Below are 19,928 nucleotides of genomic sequence, written 5' to 3' on the forward strand. Positions count from 1 at the left end.
CTTTAATGTTTTGAAAATTATATAAAGGTGAGTAGTTATTGGATTTGAGAAAGGGAGGAAAAATTCAGGAGTATGTCTATGAAAGAGATGCCAAGACTTTTGCTCAGAATCTGGGCGAATATGACATCGTAAAACGGATAATCACTAGATCAGATGGAGGGATAACGGCGCTAAGCAGTACGAGGGAGAAGATGTGTATGAGTTAGTGATTATATACATTATACGTTCGTGTATTTTAGAATTGATGAGGAAACAACGTTGTTATTATGAGTTCTCATAAAATAAGGAGGGGGAAACGGAAGACATTAACTATCACCGAGTTGTCTCATCCTAAACACTACACAAATTATGTAACCGCTGTCATTTTACTTGTGAGTTATCACGTATTTAGTTGGTCGCAATCAAACGGTCAAGGTTTGCTAATAATTTTTTTATAATGGGAGGTTAATTTTATGTTCACTGTTAAAAAAATTCTTTCTCTCTGCGGCATGACTGCAACGTCTCTGTTAATACTGGCTGCCTGCGGTGGAAATGAAAATGTCTCTCAAAGTAATTCCAATGAAGGCTCCGGCAATCATACATCCGATAATGGGGAACCTTTCGAAATTGAGATGATGGCTAATTTACACACACCTGAAACGCCTGATAACTTGCTAAAAGAACTACTTGAAGAAAAGACGAACACCGTTCTTAATATCCAATGGGTACCTGATGGGAACTATGAGGAGCGTTTAAACACAGCTTTTGCTACAGGGACGTTACCGATGGTCGTACCTATGGGTTTCGATATGTTCAATCAATTTAAAGACGCTATGAGAGCAGGGGAGTTTTGGGAGATAGAGCCTTACCTTGAAGAGTTTGAAAACCTTAATAACCTTAATCCTGACATTTTAGACAATACACGTGTTGATGGAAAGCTTTATGCTATTTACCAAGGGCGTCCTTTATCACGACAAGGTATTATTTATCGAAAAGATTGGGCTGATAATTTAGGAATTGATGAGCCCACAAATACAGATGAGTTTTATGAGATGGTGCGTGCGTTTACTGAAGATGACCCGAATGGTACCGGCCAAGATGATACGATCGGAATGACTGATAGAAGTGATCTTGTATATGGGTCTTTCAAAACGATTGCATCATGGTTCGGAACACCGAATTCCTGGGGAGAAGAAGACGGTGAATTATTGCCGGAATTTATGTTCGACGAATACATGGAGACACTCGATTACATGAAAGACATTCATTCGAATGGCTATATGAATCAGGATTTTCCTGTGACGAGTAAAGACGATCAAATCGCACAATTTACTAGCGGCAGAGCTGGGGTTTATGTTGGCTCAATGGGAGATGTTCTCAGTCTTTATAATGATGCCTCTGCCACTAACCCTGACATTGAATTAGCCGTTACCAATTATATCGAAGGACCGGACGGAGAGTATGGTATTTGGGCTATTCCTGGTTTTGGGAGTGTGATGATGTTCCCGAAATCAGCGATTGAAACAGAAGATGAATTACGAAAAGTTCTTGGTTTTTATGATGACTTAATGACGCCAGAAGTAGCTAACTTACTCGTTTGGGGAGTGGAAGGAACACACTATGAAGTTGAGGGCGATGGTATTCGAATTATAGAAGAAAACCGGAACCTAGTCGACACGCAAGTAAGACCGTTCCTCTCGCTCGAAGTAGGTGAGCCAGAATCGAACGGTAGGTATGAGATGGTGGCGGAATATGACGTGAAAGCAGAAGCGGATGAATTAATTATTGATAATAACAATTATTTGATTCATGATCCATCTATAACACTTGATAGTGAAACATATATTACAAATGGTGACCGTCTGCAGCAATTAATTGACGATGCCACATATCAATATATTTTAGGACAAATGGATGAAGACGATTTTAATAATACAATCGAGCGATGGAGAAACGAGGGTGGTGACGCGATAATGGCTGAGTTTAATACGTCATACGCCGAACAAAAATAATAAGATCATAATAAAAGTGCCTCCATTAGGTTGTTTAAACACAGCCATAACGGAGGCACTTTTTTTCTGCTGATTTCTAAGAAGTAAATATGTAGTAATAAGACATTCACTCCTTTGAAAATATACGTACTCGCTGTTCACAGCCTTAAGAAATTGAAAAATTTAGTGGTACGTTGGATGAAAAAATTAACTGACGATGAACTGGTAAATGCCACTTTTAAGAAGGTGTTCTCAGATTGGGAGCTTAATCGTTAACAGGAGACTAGCACACATAATCATCAGCTTAGATTCTGGCTCCCTTCTACTATATAGGGAGAGAAATTTATGCACAGATAAAGATGATTATAGACGTTACTTATGAGGAAACGTACGCTTTTTATATAGAGAGCTTGAAGTAAGTAAAGTGAAAGAGGATCACACAGACTGATAAAAGAGAAAGGGTGAACGAGTATGGAGCCTCAGTTACAAGGGCAGGTAGAGACGTTGACAAAGTCACAAATACGCTCTGCTAGAAAAAAAGAAATATGGAAAAATATTAAGAAAAATAAACTCATTTACTTAATGATTTTACCAGGATTTATTTATTTCTTTATTTACAAATATATTCCGATGTATGGTCTCGTGATTGCGTTCCAAAATTATCAGCCGTATTTAGGGATTACCGGTAGTGAGTGGGTTGGCTTCGAGCATTTCCATAGGTTGTTTACCGGATCGGATTTTTGGATGATTTTCCGAAACACACTTGTGTTGTTTGGCCTTCAACTATTTATATATTTCCCGATTCCTATTATTCTGGCTCTTATGTTAAACGAAGTGAGACATCATATGTATAAACGAACAATTCAAACGCTCATTTATATCCCACATTTTATGTCTTGGGTGGTTATTGTGTCAGTAAGCTTTGTCGTCTTAACGTTAGATGGGGGTATTGTAAACGGTATGCTTGAGTACTTTGGCTTTCAACCGATCAACTTCCTTATGAATGACTCGTGGTTCCGCCCCATGTATATATTACAAGTCATTTGGCGAGAAGCTGGCTGGGGAACAATTATCTTCTTAGCAGCCATCTCTGCAGTTGATCCACAATTATATGAAGCGGCTCGTATGGATGGGGCGAATCGAATTAGACAAATGTGGCACATTACACTTCCAGCAATTAAAAGCGTGATTGTCATTCTTTTAATCTTAAAAATTGGCGATGTACTTGAGCTTGGATTTGAACATGTTTACTTGCTACTGAATGCTTCAAACCGTGAAGTAGGAGAGATTTTTGACACGTATGTGTACACTGCAGGTTTGAGACAAGGACAATTTAGCTATAGTACGGCAGTCGGATTTTTTAAAGGAATAGTTGGCTTGATTTTAATCATTTTTGCCAATAGACTCGCTAAAAAGTTTGGCGAAGAAGGTGTTTATTAACTTAGGAGGTGACTGACGATGGTAGAAGATCGTTCATTAGGCAGCAAATTATTTAATATTACCAATGCTATTTTATTGGGCATCATTGCGCTCATTACCGTTCTCCCATTTTTACATGTTATTGCAGCATCCTTTACGACAAGCGCCGAATTAGCAGCGAAAAAATTTGTATTATTCCCTACAACATGGAGCTTTGATGCGTATCGCTATATCTTTTCTACAGATACGATTTTAAAAGCGATGGGTGTATCGATTGCCGTAACATTAGGAGGCACGATGTGGAGTATGCTTATGTCAACATTAATGGGCTACGGTTTATCTAGAAGAGATCTAGTAGGCCGACGTTATATTACATTTTTCGTTATCTTCACGATGCTATTTAATGGTGGGATGATTCCAACGTTCCTCGTTGTTCAACAAACAGGATTAATGAACTCTTTATTAGCGCTTATTATTCCAGTATCGATAAATGCATTTAATATGATTATATTGAGAAGTTTCTTTCAAAACCTACCAGATGGCCTAGAAGAATCAGCTAAAATTGATGGCTGTAATGATTTTGGTATCTTATTTCGAATTGTTATTCCGTGCTCAAAGCCTGCTATTGCGACGATTTCACTGTTCTACGCTGTGACGTATTGGAACACTTACATGCATGCCATTCTTTATATTAGTGATTCATCTAAGTGGCCAGTTCAAGTATTACTTAGACAAATCGTTGTGTTAGCAAGTGGTTTGAATTATGACGGTGCAGCTTATACAGATATTCCACCGCCAGAGCAAACAGTCAAAATGGCAACGATCGTCGTCGCAACCATTCCTGTTTTACTCGTTTATCCGTTCTTACAGAAATATTTTGCAAAAGGAGCATTGCTTGGTTCTGTAAAAGGATAAGGTGACAGATTCGTAGTGTTAGGTGTTGACGGCAAAGGACGGTTGGTAAACGATATCTTCAGAAGTGAAGTGGCAAATTCATCCGCCAGGAGAACATTTAATGCTTATGGAAGTAGCCTTTAAAGCAGGAGGAATTGGAGAATCACACAGCCATCCTCATGAGCAGATCTCATACTGCCTTAAAGGTAAAGTAGCGTTTCATATTGATGGCGAGACGTTAAGGATTCACGCTGGTCAGTCTGTTGTGATTCCTAGTCATACTGAGCATGGTGTGACAGCATTAGAAGATAATACGTTACGCGATGCTTTTACCCCATTGCGTCAAGATTTACTTAATACGTGAAAGGGTGTGTATAGACGTTGATATATAATATCGTTGATTATGGAGCTGTGGCGGATGGTGTAACAGATAATTCCAACGCTTTTAAAGCAGCGATTAGCGAGTGCGAGGAAAAAGGCGGGACTGTTTATGTGCCAAGCGGAGAATATGTAACAGGCCCAATCCATCTCGTTAGCCATTTAACATTATATTTAGAAGCTGGTTCAGTTATTTTGTTTACAGATGATTTCTCACGATATCCCCCTATCAGAACACGATGGTCGGGTTATGACTGTTATGCTTTCTCACCTCTTTTGTTTGGAGAGAATTTAACGAATGTCACTGTTAAAGGGGAAGGCGTGTTAGATGGTCAAGGTGAGTCGTGGTGGAAGGTTGCCAATGACCTGAAACGTGGATGTTCATATCATGATGAGACAACGCATCGTTTAAGAGCTTTAAATCACGCGTTATTACCGGATTTAAAAACGAATGTTTTAGAATGGGAGAGTCAGTTCCTTCGTCCTCCACTTCTTCAATTCTATGAGTGTAAAAATATCACATTAGAAGGGGTTACGGTTAGACACTCTCCTTTTTGGAATACTCATCTTGTTTACTGCGAAAATGTCACGATTCGAGGTCTCACGTTCGAAAACCCAGCAGATACACCTAATGGAGACGGGTGTGATATTGATTCATGTCGTTATGTAAGAGTAAGTGACTGTCAATTTGATGTTGGAGATGATTGCCTCTGTTTAAAATCAGGCATTGATGAAACGGGACGAAGGATTGGCAGACCGACTGAATACGTGACTGTTACAAATTGTACGATGGCTCGTGGACATGGAGGCGTTGTAATGGGCAGTGAAAATTCAGGTGGGATTCAGCATGTGACGATTTCAAATTGTGTCTTTAATGGAACAGATCGTGGTATTAGGCTGAAAACAAACCGAGCTAGAGGAGGTTACATTAGGCACATTCTTGCAACGAATATTATGATGAATGATGTCTTTTGTCCAGTAGCTATTAATATGTTTTATAAATACGGTATCGATGAGCACGACGAGTTACTGCAAAAAGAAGAAGCGATACCTATAACAGAGAAGACACCGGTTATTGAACATATTTATCTAAGTCATATTACTGTTGATAGAGCAAGAGCTGCTGCTGCGTTTATTTATGGTTTGCCAGAAAAGCCAGTTGCTGATGTCAGGATAAGTCATGTCCACATTCGTATGACAGACGATGAGGAAGAAAAAGGCGGAGAGCCTGATATGGTGAAGGAGTCTGTTAGGATGGCTGGAGATGGGATAGTCGCAAAGTATGTAAATGGCCTGCACCTTCATGATGTAAGTGTCACGACGAGGCAAGGGCCTGCTTTTAAAGTTAATCACGGTACAAATGTCACTCTAAATGACTTAACAATGCCGTCAATTCATGAAGGGACACCTGTCATCGTGTCCCAAGGCGAAAATGAATTATACGTAGGCGGAAATCAAGCTAGTATGTTACGTGATAGTTATTATGAGGCTGATCATCTGATTCATGATGGTAAAAGTCAAAGAAATAGGGAGCCGTTATTATGACTACCTACCGAAATCCGGTTCTTCCCGGGTTCTATCCAGACCCCTCTATTTGTCGCGTTCAGGATGATTACTATCTTGTAACCTCTTCATTTAATTATTATCCTGGTGTCCCTATCTTTCATAGTATGGATCTTGTTAACTGGTGTCAGATAGGCCATGTGCTTGATCGCCCTTCTCAGCTTAATTTAGACGGAACACCTTGTTCAAGAGGGATTTATGCCCCTACACTCCGCTATCACGAAGGGACATTCTATATGATCACGACCTTTGTCGTCAGTCAGACAGGCGCACGGAAAAACTTTTATGTCACGGCCACTGATCCTGCAGGACCATGGTCTGACCCTTATTGGCTTACGGATGCCCCAGGTATCGACCCTTCTTTATTTTTTGATGATGACGGAAAAGTCTATTATACAGGTAATCGCCGGCCCCCCACAGGTCAAGACTATCCAAAACATATGGAAATTTGGCTGCAAGAAGTAGATCTACAAAAGGGCGATTTAATCGGTGAGAAAATGAGTTTATGGGATGGGGCAATGAAGCAAAATCATGCACAAGAAGCTCCCCATCTATACAAATTATTTAGTTATTATTACCTTATGATAGCAGAAGGAGGTACTGGATTTACTCACTCTGTTACGATGGCAAGGAGTAAAAATATTACTGGACCATATGAGGTCTGTAAAACGAATCCTATTTTAACCCATCGGCATTTAGGTAGAGATTACCCTATTACGAACATCGGACATGCAGATATCGTCGACACCCAAAAGGGAGATTGGTGGATGGTCTGTCTCGGTACACGGCCATATGGTGGATCACATCGGAATTTAGGAAGGGAAACGTTTTTAGTCCCTTTCGTATGGGAAGATAATTGGCCTGTGGTTAATCCAGGTAAAGGCATTGTTGAACTGGAAATGCCGTTTCCAAATCTTGAACAAAAAAGGTGTCACGTAGCCCCTGTTTGCGATCATTTTAATAAAAATGAATTGTCTTATCAATGGAATTTTATAAGGACTCCTAGAGGCGATTTTTGGTCATTAGAAGAAAGACCGGGTTTTTTAAGATTAAAAGCAAAGGGTGACGTCATTACAGATGAAGTGAATCCTGCATTTATAGGGCGGCGGCAACAACATATTAACTTCATGGCCCGAACAATAATGGCATATACGCCAGAAAAAGTGGGTGAAGAGGCAGGGCTTGTCTTGTTGCAAAATACGGATTATCAAATACGAGTGACTAAGCTCTTAGTAGGAGGGATGCCATATCTACAGTTGGTAAGGCGGGAAGCTGGAGAAGACACCGTAGTGGCCATTGAATTAGCCCCAGCACACATGACGTATATTAAAGTGGAAGCCTATGGCCAGCAGTACCATTTTTATTATGCTGATCAAGAGGAGGAGTGGTCTTCCCTCGGTGATGTAGTGGATGGACGTGTATTGAGCAGTGATCTTGCTGGAGGATTTGTGGGTGCTTATCTTGGAATGTATATCACAGGTGAAAACCGAAATACTGCTGATTTTGATTGGTTTGAATATGTCGGATTAGATAACTGAAGAGAGGGAGAATTAGGATGGAGGACAATACGTTTTTTCTCGATCAAACACCTTTAGAATGGGCAGAACAAGCATGTCAATCACTTATGAATACGTATGAACCGATCATGTTACCACCTGAAAAGCGCTGGCACTATCATCAAGGTGTGTTTTTATGTGGGATGATTGATGTGTGGAAAGTCACTCAAGATGACACTTATTATGAGTATGTGAAAGAGTATGTCGACGGTCTTGTGGATGATAATGGGAACGTCTATTTTGCCAGAGACGAGCTTGACGCCATTCAAGCAGGGCAATTGCTGTTCCCGATTTATAATCAAACGAAAGAGGCGAAATATGCGATAGCTGCTAAGAAATTACGACAGTTAATCAACACAATTAATCGCACATCTGAAGGGGGTTTTTGGCATAAAGATAAGTACCCGTATCAAATGTGGTTAGACGGTTTGTACATGGCAGGGCCCTTCTTATTAATGTATGCCGAAGCCTTTAATGAACCAGAGCTCGTGGACACAGTTCTTCATCAAGAGGAGCTTATGAGAACACACACAAAAGATGACACAACAGGGCTCTATTTTCATGGTTGGGATGAACGGGGGGGAACACCTTGGACGGAAGAAGGACGGTATCATGCGCCAGAAATATGGGGAAGAGCTCTCGGATGGTACGGTATGGCTTTAACTATGATTGTTGAAAGGTTGCCAGAAAATCATCCGAAAATAGGCGTATTACAAGGTGTTATTCAGAAGTTGGTTAAGAATATCGTTAAGTTCCAAGATGAGGAAACAGGCTTATGGTATCAAATTGTTCCTAAAGGTAAAGAAGCAGATAATTGGTTGGAAACCTCTTGTACAAGTTTGTTCGTTCTGACTATTCTACGAGCAGTAAATCATGGATATGTGGATAATTCCTATGCAGAGTATGCGTTAAAAGGCTATAAAGGAATTATAAATCATAAAGTGAGTGTAAATAAAGATGGCGTGCTCAGCTTAAAGGGAATATGCATAGGGACTTCTATAGGTACTTATGATTATTACGTCAGTCGCGAAACGAGTGTGAACGATTTACATGGCGTAGGGACGTTTGTCTTAGCGAGTGTGCAGTTACACGATTACTTAATTAATGTGGAAGAGACGAATTAGTTGGATTGTTGAAAACTAAAAATCGATAGAAGTGGTTTAAGATCAATTCATAATAAACATCTGTAAACTGGTGACATGACATTGATGCATTCTTTTCTTAAGAAAACCTGAGACTATCGGTAAATATGAAAATAGGGTGAATAGAATGAACAAACTACGTTGGACCTTCATTCTCAGTTCAATAATAGTGTTACAAGGCTGTGGTAACGGAGAAGAGACGTTTGACATTCTTTTTTTCACGAAGGAATTAAGTAAGCAAACGAGTGAAGCAGAAGTGTCTAAAGTGATTTTAGAGCATGTGGATCATTTATCTGAGGATGGTTTATCGGTTACTTTCCACGTGCCTATGACAGAAAAATTTTTTATCGAAGTTGCTTCCCATGAAGGAGATCTTATCATTGCTGATGAGGTATTACTTGAAGCAGGAGTCATGCCTGATGGATTGCAGCCGTTGGATAGTATAGTGGAAAGTAAGGGAGAGCCTACGCCAAATTATCCATATGAAAAACAAGATCCACAGACTGGTGAATGGCGATACTACGCTCTTCCATTATCAGAACAAATGACAGTAATAGAAGATTTAGGGGTTGAAATGAATGAGAGAATAGGAGCTGTCATTCCTATTTACTCAGACTATCATGAGCTCTCGCTCGAAGTATTGCAAATACTTGGAGGAAAAGTGGATTGAATAAAAGAGCCAGTACCCCTAAAAAAATGGGTGCTGGCTAAGCGTGTAATAGTGAGAAGAGGGAAGGCTTAAAGCATGAATTTAATAACATAAAAATTAAGAAGGCATCTCAGCTTTTACCTCTATTAACTCAGGCGATAAGATCGTTGAAGGAGGAATGTTTTTATGTTCCATCATATTTATTAGCCTGTTTACGATCGCATCCGTTATTTTTTCTAGAGGGACACCGATAACAGATACAGGACTTTCAAACGTTGTTGTTTGAGGGATATTATCATAGCTGAGTATCGTTACATTTTCCGGTATTAATAAATTTGCTTCCTGAACAGCTCGAATGATTCCTTTTGTTAGATCAAAGCTTCCACTAATGATAGCGGTGATGGTGGAAGGGAAATCAGCAAGAAGCTCTTCAGCTGCTTTGTAACCATCATAGTATGTCATGCCATTAGAATTGATTAATAAGTTAGGAGGAATGTGACCAGCTCCATCTAACATCCCTTCTTTAAAACCTAGCACTTTTTCTTCTTGTAATGGATCCATACCTGATAAATCACCGATGAATGCAATATGTGAATGGCCCGCTTTAATTAAATGAGAAACAGCCAAGTAAAGAGCACCTTTTCGGTTAACATCTATGACAGGAAATGGTGAATTGTGTGAGCTCCCATAAACTAAGACAGGCACATCAGGAATTGAAGGGACCTGGTCTGTCATTTGGTCATAGAAAATTAAAATAGCATCTACTTGGATACTTTGAAAAGTCGTGATGGCGTCAGACATATTATTAATTGATATAAGTGATTTATATCCTTTTTCTTCAAGGTGCTCATTGATTTGTGTCATTAATGCTGCATGGGCCGCTCTTTCGACAGTGGGCCAAATAATGCCAACTGTATTCGAACGTTTAGATACAAGACTTCTAGCAGCAACGTTTGGATGATAACCGAGATTGTCGGCAATGGCCATTATACGTTTTTTTGTCGGTGCTTTAACAAGTGGGCTATTTCGTAAGGCTTTAGAGACAGTGGAATAACTAACGCCAGCAACTTTGGCTATATCTTTAATCGTGACACTCATAAAGCTCACCTCTTTCGTTAAATAGTTGAGATAGCGTTTTCATTATACTTCGGTAATGACTATAAGTTTCTTTGTAAAGGAGGGCTTTTTCAGACATAACACCTGTTGAGGTGGCAAATTAATGTTATCTTTCAAACAATGGAAACCAACATATAGCAGGTGTGACTTTGTTGGTACTTATCGCAGGAGATCGATTCGATGATTGGACGATGTTTATGCTTGACAGTTTAGTATGATAACATTCGTGAACAATTTAAAATAACTCCCACTGAATGAAGGTTCGTTTTATGCTTCTTATTCTGTCAATGTCTTTATGTGTTTATTTTATCAGCTTTTGGATAGCAACGCTGTGTCATTTACGTTACGACCGAACGGTGACGATTATGTATAGTACCAGTATGGGGCTGGTGCGGCCATCATTGTACTATATTTTCCTCCGTCTACAGGATATTTAATTGGTTGTGATACAGTGTTTCAATAGCTTTTAGTATTTATAATCCTGAATCCGTGATAGTAAGTGTTGATATGCCATCCATCTACTCGCTTTCCGCGGGCGGCTGGTGAGCCTCCTCGACCTGCGGTCTGTGGGGTCTCACCCTTGCCTTTGATCCCGCAGGAGTCTCCTAGATTCCTGTCATATCAACTTCTATATATAATTTGTATTGGTTTTAGTTGCTTAATAAGCCTGATAAAGTGATCATTTTTCAGGCTCTAAATCACAGTTTTCACTCGTCGACGAATAACTTTTTTCTTCAGTGGGGCATTTTCTTCTTTTAGGCTACTTCATTTAGAATTTTCTATTTACTCGAAGTAGTGAATGGTGGCGACTCCAGCGGGAACAGCGCGAGCTGAAGACCCTACAGACGCATTTTTTACGTCGAGGAGGCTGAGGCCGTGTCCGCGGAAAGCGTCCACCAGCAACGGATTCGACTATTCACTCTACAAAGTTAAATTATAAGATTTTGAGGTTTGATACAAAGAGTAAATTATGTCATCACGGATTAAGGTAATATTAAGAATGTTAATGCCTTACATTAACAAGGTCTTATCGTTTTAAAAACTAACAAATCGTTTTCTATTTTACGAAGGTTATATAGGTAGCAACGTAAATTAAAGGATGTTTGCTATAGTAAAAGCGAGAAAATGAAAGCGTTGTCTTTTTGGGGAAGTTTTGCTAAGGGCGAACATTTTAAAAAAATAATGCCGTTATATAGGAGGAGGGCCAATATGAATAAACGTATTGTGATTTGTGGCGTGAGCAATAGAAGTATGGGGATGTTTATTGAACCGTGCCTTAATCGTTTTTATGAGAGCAATAGGATTGTGGGGTTACTTGATAAAGATGTAAAAAGATTAGCTATCTGTAAGGAACGTTTTCCTTCTTTAAGTGAGCTTCCTGTTTATCAACCAGATCAGTTCGAGCAGATGATCGATGAAACTAATGCTAATACGGTTATTGTAGCAGGGAGAGACGATACACACGTGGACTATATTGTGAAAGGATTAAAGCATGGTTTGAATGTCATTACTGAGAAACCGATGGTGACAACGGCAGCTGATGCAGCGAAGGTCATGAAAGCTGAAAAACAAAGCAAAGGAAATGTGCTTGTCACCTTTAATTATCGCTACAATGCTTTTCATCGAAAAATAAAAGAATTACTATTAGCAGGTAAAGTAGGACGTGTGACGTCGGTCGATTTAAATTGGTACATTGATACGTATCATGGGGCGAGCTATTTTAAGCGTTGGAACCGAAAGAGAGAGTATTCAGGAGGATTGTCTATTCATAAATCCACGCATCACTTTGATCTAGTTAACTGGTGGCTTGATCAGATCCCTGAGCAGGTCTTTGCTTATGGGGCGTTAAATTATTATGGTGAGGAAGGCGAGCATAACCCTAGTAACAAAACTGGCAGGTACTGTGCCACCTGTGATGAACGCTCATCCTGTCCGTATTATACAAGGTGGTTCAGCCGTTCAAATGGCACAGTATCTGTAAAAGATGATCATTTGCAGGCAAATAGTTTTGAGGATGCTTACTTTGATTATACGGATTATCGTCCAGATCAATGTATTTTTGATAATGACATTTCTATTGAGGACACTTATACAGCGACAGTCAAATATAAAGGTGGTGCGCTGTTGAGCTATTCTATTAATTTCTCTTTGCCGTATGAGGGATACAGGCTTGCCATAAATGGTACGCATGGGAGAATAGAGACGACTGAGTTTCATGAGCCGAGCAGGGTTCCTTTTCCGATCCCAGAGCAAACAATTGATTATTTTCCTTTGTTTGGAGGAAAAGAAACGATCCACGTGGTACAGTCTGAAGGCGGGCATGGAGGTGGAGATCCACTTATTCAGGAGGATTTATTTTTAGGTGAAAACCCTAACAGAGCGTATGATATTTTAGCCGGCGCTGAAGCAGGTGCATGGTCGATCGCAATAGGTGAAGCAGTATGGAAATCAGCGAAAGAGAATAAACCATATTGTGTGGCCTCTCTACTTCAGAATGAACAAGGGGGGCAACAAATTAAATAAAGGGGCTTACGACACTATGAGGCAGCAATTAGCTTATTGTTTTAAAAAAGGGTATGAAATGAAAGAAGATGTTATGACTTTACTAAGTGAGAAGGATCTTCATCAATCTTATGGTTGGATAACGACGCCACTTGTAGAGGCGTTTATCGAAACAGGTACGGAGGCTTTCTCCCTGCCTGGACACTACAGTATGGATAGTGGATATTCTTTTTTCACGGAGGTTCCGAAAGGGCAATATAGTGTCACGTTATACTTTGAAGCAGGGGAACCACAGGATATAACGGTTATATTTAATGAAGGTCAACGTTTAGTGAAACGAAAGTTAGAAGAAAAGGAAATGGTATATGAGGTAGCCTTACGAGTAGAAAATCGGCTATTTATGATGGCTGTTTTGCCACATTTAGAGCGCCTTGTTAGGCTGACAATAGAGAGTGAACCGACTATGCCTGTCATTTACCTTGCTGGAGATTCAACAGTAACGGAACAGCCAGCTGCAAGGTATCCTTATTCAGGATGGGGACAGATGTTACCACTATTTTTACACCCGACTATCGCTGTTGTAAATGCAGCTAAATCAGGTAGAAGTTCGAAAAGTTTTATTGAAGAAGGACGTCTTAACGCGATAGAGAAGGAGTTAAAAAAAGGTGATTACCTTTTCATTCAGTTTGGGCACAACGATGAAAAAACAGATGAGAGAGGTACAGACCCAGATACGTCATATCCATTTTATTTACGTCAATATATTCAAGTAGCATTGGAAAAAGGGGCTTTCCCTCTACTGATAACGCCTGTACAAAGACGAACGTTTAATAGAGACGGCACTTTGCAAAATACACACAGTCGTTATGAAAAGAGTATGTATCGCGTTAGTAAAGAAGACGGTATTCCTCTTATTTCGTTAGGTAAGATAAGTAAACACATGATAGAGCAACTAGGCAATGAAGCTTCCAAAGAACTTTTTATGTGGCTGAACCCCGGTGTCTATAAAGGATTCCCTGAAGGAGCAGAGGACAATACTCATTTCACAGAAAAAGGCGCTTCTGAGATAGCTAAGCTAGTGGTAATGGCAATGAAGGAAACCTCACTTTCAGGATTACTTCCCCATATCGATGATAATCATATAAATACTTAGTTAGTATGGTGTGATGCTTTAATGTGGGGTGATCAGCATCAGGTGTTTTTTCATTTACTCCGTATAACCTCCTCACGTTAAGAGACAAAAACGATAACCACCTACTGTTACATTTTCTTTGTTTTAAAAAAAATTGTTGTTTTTCAAAAGTGATTTAACGTTTCTTAGCTATCATCATTGAAATATTACTACTATAATTAAATGTAAGCACTTACATTATAGTTTCGAAGGGGGATTTAAGCGGATGAAAGATACATCTCAGAAAAGATGGCTCATGAGTATGTTGCTTATTGGCTTGATGATTGTGGTAACAGCATGTGCCGGTAATGATAATACGACGAGTAATGGATCAAATGGCGACGATGGCACATCACCATCTAATAATGGTCAGACAGATAGTGATGGAGATGTTACCATACGTGTTGCCTGGTGGGGTGGACAGGAACGTCATGACATGACACTTGAAGCTATTGATTTATTTGAAGAAGAATACCCTCATATAACAGTTGAACCTGAATATACAGGTTGGGATGGTTACTGGGAGAGATTAAGCACACAGGCGGCAGGTAACAATCTACCAGATGTTATAAATATGGATAACTCCCGTCTAATGGAATATAGCAGCCGTGATTTAATTGTTGATTTACAACCGTTCGTGGATGAGGGGCTTATTAATTTAGACGATGTGGATGAGGTTTACCAAGATTTGAATGTCACAGAAGATGGTTTTGTGATGGCTATTTCTATCGGTGCTAATGCACTAGGTATTATTGAAAACAGAGAGGTGCTTAATGAATATGGGATTGAGTTAGAGCCTGGTTATACGTATGATGATTTGATTCATGCCCTAGAAGACATTCAATCAGCTACAGATGACGAATTTTTTGGATTTGATTTAGCCAATTCGGAGTTTGAGATGTTTTTCGTTTATGCCCGGCAAAATGGTCAATCTGTCTTCAATGAAACAGGTGATGGTTTAGGATTTGAAGAAGATGTATTAGTTGATTTTTTTGACCTTATTCAAACGATGGTTAATAATCACGTGGCTCCTCCCCATGATGTGATGATGGATTATATTGATGGCGGGGATTCAATGGTAGGCGAAGGTTCTGCAGCTGCAAGTATGGCTGCAAGTAATCAAATTATTGGGCAACAGCAATCATCAGAAATGGACCTCGGTCTTAATTTAATGCCTCACCTAGAAGGCGGTGAATACGGAAACTGGATACGTCCTAGTATGTCATTTTCCATCTCTGCTCATTCTGAACAGCAGGAAGCCGCAGCTGCGTTTATTGACTTCTTCACAAATAATATTGAGGCAAATGAGATTTTACAAGCAGATCGAGGTGTTCCGGTATCATCAGTTGTTCGCGATCACCTATCTGACATAGTAGACGGTGCTACAGCAGAAACGTTTGAATTTTTAGAACTGGTAGAAGGTTATACAAGTCCGGCAGATCCTCTTTCTCCTCCAGGGGAATCTGAAGTACGTGGGTCTTTTCAACGTGTTGTTGAAGCATTGAAATATGATCAAGTAACGCCTGAAGAAGCTGCTCAGCAATTCATACAGGAAGCAGGGGCAATCTTACAATAGAACGATCGGTACAGCAGGCCATTCATAATGGCCTGCTGAAACATAGGAGGCGCTGATATATGGCAAAGACAGAAACCGATATAACTAGCCCTAAGCTTCCTTCTCCTGATGCAGAGCGTAAAAAGATGGAAAGGAAAAAGGCGTTAAAGGAAAGCTTAACAGGTTATGCGATTATATCGCCGTGGTTAATAGGATTTTTCTTTTTAATACTAGGGCCGATTGTAGCTTCGTTTTATTTATCTTTCACTGATTATGATTTACTATCAAGCCCAAATTGGATTGGTTTTGATAACTATATTAACATCTTAACGAATGACCCTAGATTTAGACAGTCATTAACGGTTACCCTTATTTTTGTGTTTGTGTCCACACCGCTAAAGCTTATTTTTGCTTTGGCATTAGCGATGCTCTTTAACACAGGCAGAAAAGGAACAGGCTTTTTTACAACGATTTACTACATTCCTTCTATTATCGGAGGAAGTGTCGCTATTGCGGTTGTATGGCGAATTATTTTTGGGCGAAATGGGGCAATCAACGACATATTGACGACGCTCGGTTTAGAAGGGATGAATTGGATAGGGAATCCAGATACGGCTTTGACAGTACTCATTCTCCTTGTTGTTTGGCAGTTTGGTTCCCCGATGATTATCTTTTTAGCTGGGTTAAGGCAAATACCAACTGAATTATATGAAGCAGCCAGTGTGGATGGCGCCAATAAATTACAGACATTCTTTAAGATCACGATCCCGATGCTGACACCAGTTATTTTCTTTAATCTGATTATGCAGACGATTGGCGGGTTCATGATTTTTACACAGGCTTATTTAATTACTCAGGGTGGTCCGATGGATTCAACACTTTTCTATGCTCTTTATTTGTATGAAACGGCTTTTGAATATTTAAGAATGGGATATGCGTCAGCAATGGCCTGGATACTTTTACTTATTATTGCTGCGATTACACTGTTGTTGTTCAAGTCGTCAAGTCGTTGGGTGTTTTATGAGTCGGAAGGAGGGCGTTAATTAGTGAAAAAGAAACGAACCCTCTCAGATATTGTGTATTATACGTTTGTTATTTTATTTGGATTTGTCATGATCTATCCGATCCTTTGGATGGTTATGAGTTCGTTAAAACCTGAAACAGAAATTTTCGGCAATGCAGCTTCTCTTCTTCCAGGAGAATGGCAGTGGGGAAATTATAGCCGTGGCTGGGAAGGATTTGGACGTACAGGATTTGATGTTTATTTTAGGAATTCAGCGATTGTAACAGGGCTCGTTGTTATCGGAACGGTGTGTTCTGCTAGTTTAGTTGCTTACGGGTTTGCGAGAATTAATTTTAAATTTAAAGCAGTGCTGTTTGCATGTTTAATGGCAACGGTCATGCTCCCCGTGCAGATTACACTCATTCCTCAATATATTTTATTCCATAACGTAGGATGGGTAAATACGTTTTATCCCCTCGTCGTTCCTGCCTTTTTAGGCGGACAGCCGTTCTTTATTTTCTTATTGATTCAATTTATAAGAGGGATTCCAAGAGAGTTAGATGAAGCGGCGATCATAGACGGATGTAATAAATTTGGTGTGTTCTATCGCATCATTTTGCCATTATTAAAACCGGCTCTTGTAACGGTTGTTATCTTCGCTTTTATGTGGACATGGGATGATTTTTTAGCGCCATTAATTTATTTAAATAGTGCTAATTTGCATACGGTAACGCTAGGGCTACGTAATTTTATGGATGCAGATGGAGGGACGAATTGGGGCCCGTTGCTAGCGATGTCCTCGCTGTCATTATTCCCTCAGTTTATCTTATTTGCATTCTTTCAAAAATATTTAGTACAAGGAATTGCGACAACAGGATTGAAATAGTGAAAGAGAGGAAAGAAATAATGTGTTTGAAGGAGGGGCCGGACTTGCCGCCATTACAGTTTGATGAACAAGAAGTGAAAGAGACGATTGATAAGGTAGTAGAACGGACATTTAACATGGATTTTCCGTGGGACTGGCCGGGAGGTGTGGCGTTTTATGGCGTGACTGAAGCTTATGAAGTAACAGGAGAGACAGCTTATATGGAGAAAATTAAAACATGGATCGATGAGGAGCTAGAAGATGGCTTACCCCCTCTAACTGTGAATGCCGCATCCATAGGTCATCTTTTATTATCTTTATATACGTATACTGAGGAAACAAAATATTTAGATATCGCCACACAGATGGCAGAGTATTTGGTAAATGATGCTGAACGTTTTGATGATGATGTGCTACAACATACAGTTAATGGTGATAAATATACTTTTCCTGAGCAAGCATGGGTAGACACGATGTTTATGGCTGGATACTTCCTGTTGAGAATTGGGAAATTGCTTGAGCGAGATGACTTTTTTGAATTTGGACTAAAGCAATATCATGGACACGAGAAATTTTTACAAGATGATGAAACAGACTTGTATTATCATGGATGGGATAATATTGCGGGCAATCATATGTCAGGTGTTTTCTGGGCTAGAGGAAATAGTTGGGCTGCCATTACGATGGCAAGGGCGTTAGAATTAGTTGAAGTTCAGCATCCATCCTATATGATTATAGATGGCTCGCTTCGGGATCAGCAAAGTGCCCTTGTCCGTTTACAATTGGACTCCGGCTTATGGCCAACAGTTCTCAAAGACCCTGATTCTTATGAAGAATTATCAGGCTCTTGTGGTATTGCGGCTTCTTTACTTGTAAGAGGTAAGCTTTACAATAAACATATTCAGAAAGCCATTACCGGTATTTTAAATCATATTAAAGAAGATGGGTCTGTCATGAATGTATCAGCAGGAACAGCTGTTATGCATGATACACAAGGTTATAAAGATGTTCCGGCAAAGCGGGTACAGGGCTGGGGACAAGGTTTGGCCTTAGTGTTTCTAGCTTCTTTGTTAAAGCGACGTAACATTTCTTAATGACTAATTGATTGGTTGGTGTATAATACCCGGCTTAAAAAGTGGCCGGGTTTGGTTTTTATCCCACTCTTAAGGGGCAGTAAAACCCCTACTTTAAAACTTAAGAAGACCGAAAAGTTTAGGCGGGGGAGGAAGGAACCCCCCACACACTTATGAAGCTTAGCTTTATCTTTGTACAGTTACAGTAAATGTATGAGAGCTATGAGGTCATGAGAGGTGAGCATGTTCTGACTGAAATGAATGAGGGGGATAATATGAAAAAATTTTCGAGTACGTTTTATACCTTTTTTGAAATATTAATGAATTTAGCCATATGGAATACGATTTGGTTGGTTCACACCATACTTGGGTTAGGCATTTTTGGATGGGCTCCTGCAACTGCTGCATTATTTTCTGTTTTGCGTCAAGAAAAGCTAGACCAGCGAGATGTTCCTAAGTGGCGGACTTTTTTTACTAGTTATAAACGAGAATTTGTTAAAGCAAATATTATTGGTTTTCTAGTTGTAGGGGGTGGGGGAGCCATTTTGTTCAGCTTTAATACCCTTCTCTATATGGGATTTGGACTGAGATTACTATTTGGGACGTTATTAGTTATCCTTTTTATCATGTATTTACTCACGTCAATTTATATATTTCCAGTATTAGTGCATTATAATACGTCCCTTATGAAGCATATTCGTTTTGCACTTATGATTGGACTCGCTTATTTACCTCATTCGTTGTTGATTGGAGTTACTATTGTGTTGATCGGGGTTATTTATCAGGCTTTTCCAGGTCTCATTATGTTCTATTTAATGAGCTTTCCTGTAGCAGTCATTTTACCTATCGTTTTACATGTGTTTAAATCAATCGAAGAAAAAGAAGTAGTACCAGAACGCATGTAACTTGCTTCGGTTATTGGCACACCACTTCTTAAGTTAAAAAAATGGGTTCAAATGAACTTTCATCAGTGGGCGCTTTCATTCTCTCCCCCCTGATTGGTCGTTGAGTCAATCATGACATGACCATCCGTTATCTTCCAGCTTAATAGATTTCCTTTGCTCTCTATTTT

The 19,928-nt window shown here is 39.7% G+C and carries 16 protein-coding genes; 15 read left to right on the top strand and 1 reads right to left on the bottom strand.

Translation table 11 applies throughout. From position 1 onward, the window contains the following. The first annotated feature begins 452 nt into the window (after positions 1–452). The 8 genes from BK581_RS17550 to BK581_RS17585 all read left to right on the top strand — a co-directional run bounded on the left by BK581_RS17550 (position 453) and on the right by BK581_RS17585 (position 9,592). Entirely contained in the window at positions 453–1,991 is a 1,539-nt protein-coding gene (locus tag BK581_RS17550) for an extracellular solute-binding protein (protein WP_078579379.1), read from the top strand. A 450-nt stretch (positions 1,992–2,441) separates the two neighbouring features. Beyond that, positions 2,442–3,410: an ABC transporter permease gene (locus tag BK581_RS17555; protein ID WP_078579380.1), complete on the top strand. Its 969-nt coding sequence runs from the start codon at positions 2,442–2,444 to the stop codon at positions 3,408–3,410. Between the two features lie 18 nt (positions 3,411–3,428). After that, positions 3,429–4,304, top strand: a complete 876-nt coding sequence (locus BK581_RS17560; protein ID WP_078579381.1) for a carbohydrate ABC transporter permease — start codon at positions 3,429–3,431, stop codon at positions 4,302–4,304. 100 nt (positions 4,305–4,404) lie between these two features. Continuing rightward, positions 4,405–4,647, top strand: a complete 243-nt coding sequence (locus tag BK581_RS17565) for a cupin domain-containing protein (RefSeq protein ID WP_078579382.1) — start codon at positions 4,405–4,407, stop codon at positions 4,645–4,647. Positions 4,648–4,664: 17 nt separating this feature from the next. Then, the gene (locus BK581_RS17570; RefSeq protein ID WP_078579383.1) at positions 4,665–6,206 is read left to right on the top strand and encodes a glycoside hydrolase family 28 protein; all 1,542 of its coding nucleotides are present in this window, start codon (positions 4,665–4,667) and stop codon (positions 6,204–6,206) included. After that, positions 6,203–7,762 (top strand): glycoside hydrolase family 43 protein, encoded by a 1,560-nt coding sequence (locus BK581_RS17575; protein WP_078579384.1) that lies wholly within the window; start codon positions 6,203–6,205, stop codon positions 7,760–7,762. Before BK581_RS17570 ends, BK581_RS17575 begins: the two co-directional genes overlap by 4 nt. A 17-nt stretch (positions 7,763–7,779) precedes the next feature. Then, positions 7,780–8,904, top strand: a complete 1,125-nt coding sequence (locus tag BK581_RS17580; RefSeq protein WP_078579385.1) for a glycoside hydrolase family 88/105 protein — start codon at positions 7,780–7,782, stop codon at positions 8,902–8,904. Positions 8,905–9,049: 145 nt separating this feature from the next. Continuing rightward, a complete protein-coding gene (locus BK581_RS17585; RefSeq protein WP_078579386.1) occupies positions 9,050–9,592 on the top strand; it encodes a hypothetical protein in 543 nt (180 codons plus the stop codon). Positions 9,593–9,688: 96 nt separating this feature from the next. On the opposite strand, the gene BK581_RS17590 is transcribed toward BK581_RS17585, so the two are convergent. After that, positions 9,689–10,669 (bottom strand): LacI family DNA-binding transcriptional regulator, encoded by a 981-nt coding sequence (locus BK581_RS17590; RefSeq protein ID WP_078579387.1) that lies wholly within the window; start codon positions 10,667–10,669, stop codon positions 9,689–9,691. A 1,227-nt stretch (positions 10,670–11,896) separates the two neighbouring features. On the opposite strand from BK581_RS17590, the gene BK581_RS17595 reads away from it, so the two are divergent. The 7 genes from BK581_RS17595 (at position 11,897) to BK581_RS17625 (ending at position 19,761) form a co-directional block, all read left to right on the top strand. Beyond that, positions 11,897–13,210, top strand: a complete 1,314-nt coding sequence (locus BK581_RS17595) for a Gfo/Idh/MocA family oxidoreductase (protein ID WP_078579388.1) — start codon at positions 11,897–11,899, stop codon at positions 13,208–13,210. Positions 13,211–13,226: 16 nt separating this feature from the next. Then, the gene (locus BK581_RS17600; RefSeq protein WP_169837779.1) at positions 13,227–14,342 is read left to right on the top strand and encodes a rhamnogalacturonan acetylesterase; all 1,116 of its coding nucleotides are present in this window, start codon (positions 13,227–13,229) and stop codon (positions 14,340–14,342) included. 244 nt (positions 14,343–14,586) lie between these two features. After that, positions 14,587–15,936 (top strand): ABC transporter substrate-binding protein, encoded by a 1,350-nt coding sequence (locus BK581_RS17605; RefSeq protein WP_245829138.1) that lies wholly within the window; start codon positions 14,587–14,589, stop codon positions 15,934–15,936. 125 nt (positions 15,937–16,061) lie between these two features. Further along, positions 16,062–16,958 carry a carbohydrate ABC transporter permease gene (locus BK581_RS17610; RefSeq protein ID WP_211273984.1) on the top strand — a complete coding sequence of 299 codons (897 nt, stop codon included), beginning with the start codon at positions 16,062–16,064 and terminating at the stop codon, positions 16,956–16,958. 3 nt (positions 16,959–16,961) lie between these two features. Beyond that, positions 16,962–17,804, top strand: coding sequence for a carbohydrate ABC transporter permease (locus BK581_RS17615; protein ID WP_078579391.1), 843 nt, complete (start codon positions 16,962–16,964; stop codon positions 17,802–17,804). A 44-nt stretch (positions 17,805–17,848) separates the two neighbouring features. Then, entirely contained in the window at positions 17,849–18,877 is a 1,029-nt protein-coding gene (locus tag BK581_RS17620; RefSeq protein ID WP_078579392.1) for a glycoside hydrolase family 88/105 protein, read from the top strand. A 254-nt stretch (positions 18,878–19,131) separates the two neighbouring features. Further along, positions 19,132–19,761 (top strand): YesL family protein, encoded by a 630-nt coding sequence (locus tag BK581_RS17625; protein ID WP_169837781.1) that lies wholly within the window; start codon positions 19,132–19,134, stop codon positions 19,759–19,761. Positions 19,762–19,928 lie beyond the last annotated feature (167 nt).

Source organism: Salipaludibacillus agaradhaerens, from assembly GCF_002019735.1.
GTDB lineage: Bacteria > Bacillota > Bacilli > Bacillales > Salisediminibacteriaceae > Salipaludibacillus > Salipaludibacillus agaradhaerens.

What these genes read in the sequence shown, in the direction of transcription:
- BK581_RS17550 (WP_078579379.1), top strand. Translation starts at nt 453, where the DNA reads ATGTTCACTGTTAAAAAAATTCTTTCTCTCTGCGGCATGACTGCAACG.
- BK581_RS17555 (WP_078579380.1), top strand. Translation starts at nt 2,442, where the DNA reads ATGGAGCCTCAGTTACAAGGGCAGGTAGAGACGTTGACAAAGTCACAA.
- BK581_RS17560 (WP_078579381.1), top strand. Translation starts at nt 3,429, where the DNA reads ATGGTAGAAGATCGTTCATTAGGCAGCAAATTATTTAATATTACCAAT.
- BK581_RS17565 (WP_078579382.1), top strand. Translation starts at nt 4,405, where the DNA reads ATGCTTATGGAAGTAGCCTTTAAAGCAGGAGGAATTGGAGAATCACAC.
- BK581_RS17575 (WP_078579384.1), top strand. Translation starts at nt 6,203, where the DNA reads ATGACTACCTACCGAAATCCGGTTCTTCCCGGGTTCTATCCAGACCCC.
- BK581_RS17580 (WP_078579385.1), top strand. Translation starts at nt 7,780, where the DNA reads ATGGAGGACAATACGTTTTTTCTCGATCAAACACCTTTAGAATGGGCA.
- BK581_RS17585 (WP_078579386.1), top strand. Translation starts at nt 9,050, where the DNA reads ATGAACAAACTACGTTGGACCTTCATTCTCAGTTCAATAATAGTGTTA.
- BK581_RS17590 (WP_078579387.1), bottom strand. Translation starts at nt 10,669, where the DNA reads ATGAGTGTCACGATTAAAGATATAGCCAAAGTTGCTGGCGTTAGTTAT.
- BK581_RS17595 (WP_078579388.1), top strand. Translation starts at nt 11,897, where the DNA reads ATGAATAAACGTATTGTGATTTGTGGCGTGAGCAATAGAAGTATGGGG.
- BK581_RS17600 (WP_169837779.1), top strand. Translation starts at nt 13,227, where the DNA reads ATGAGGCAGCAATTAGCTTATTGTTTTAAAAAAGGGTATGAAATGAAA.
- BK581_RS17605 (WP_245829138.1), top strand. Translation starts at nt 14,587, where the DNA reads ATGAAAGATACATCTCAGAAAAGATGGCTCATGAGTATGTTGCTTATT.
- BK581_RS17610 (WP_211273984.1), top strand. Translation starts at nt 16,062, where the DNA reads ATGGAAAGGAAAAAGGCGTTAAAGGAAAGCTTAACAGGTTATGCGATT.
- BK581_RS17625 (WP_169837781.1), top strand. Translation starts at nt 19,132, where the DNA reads ATGAAAAAATTTTCGAGTACGTTTTATACCTTTTTTGAAATATTAATG.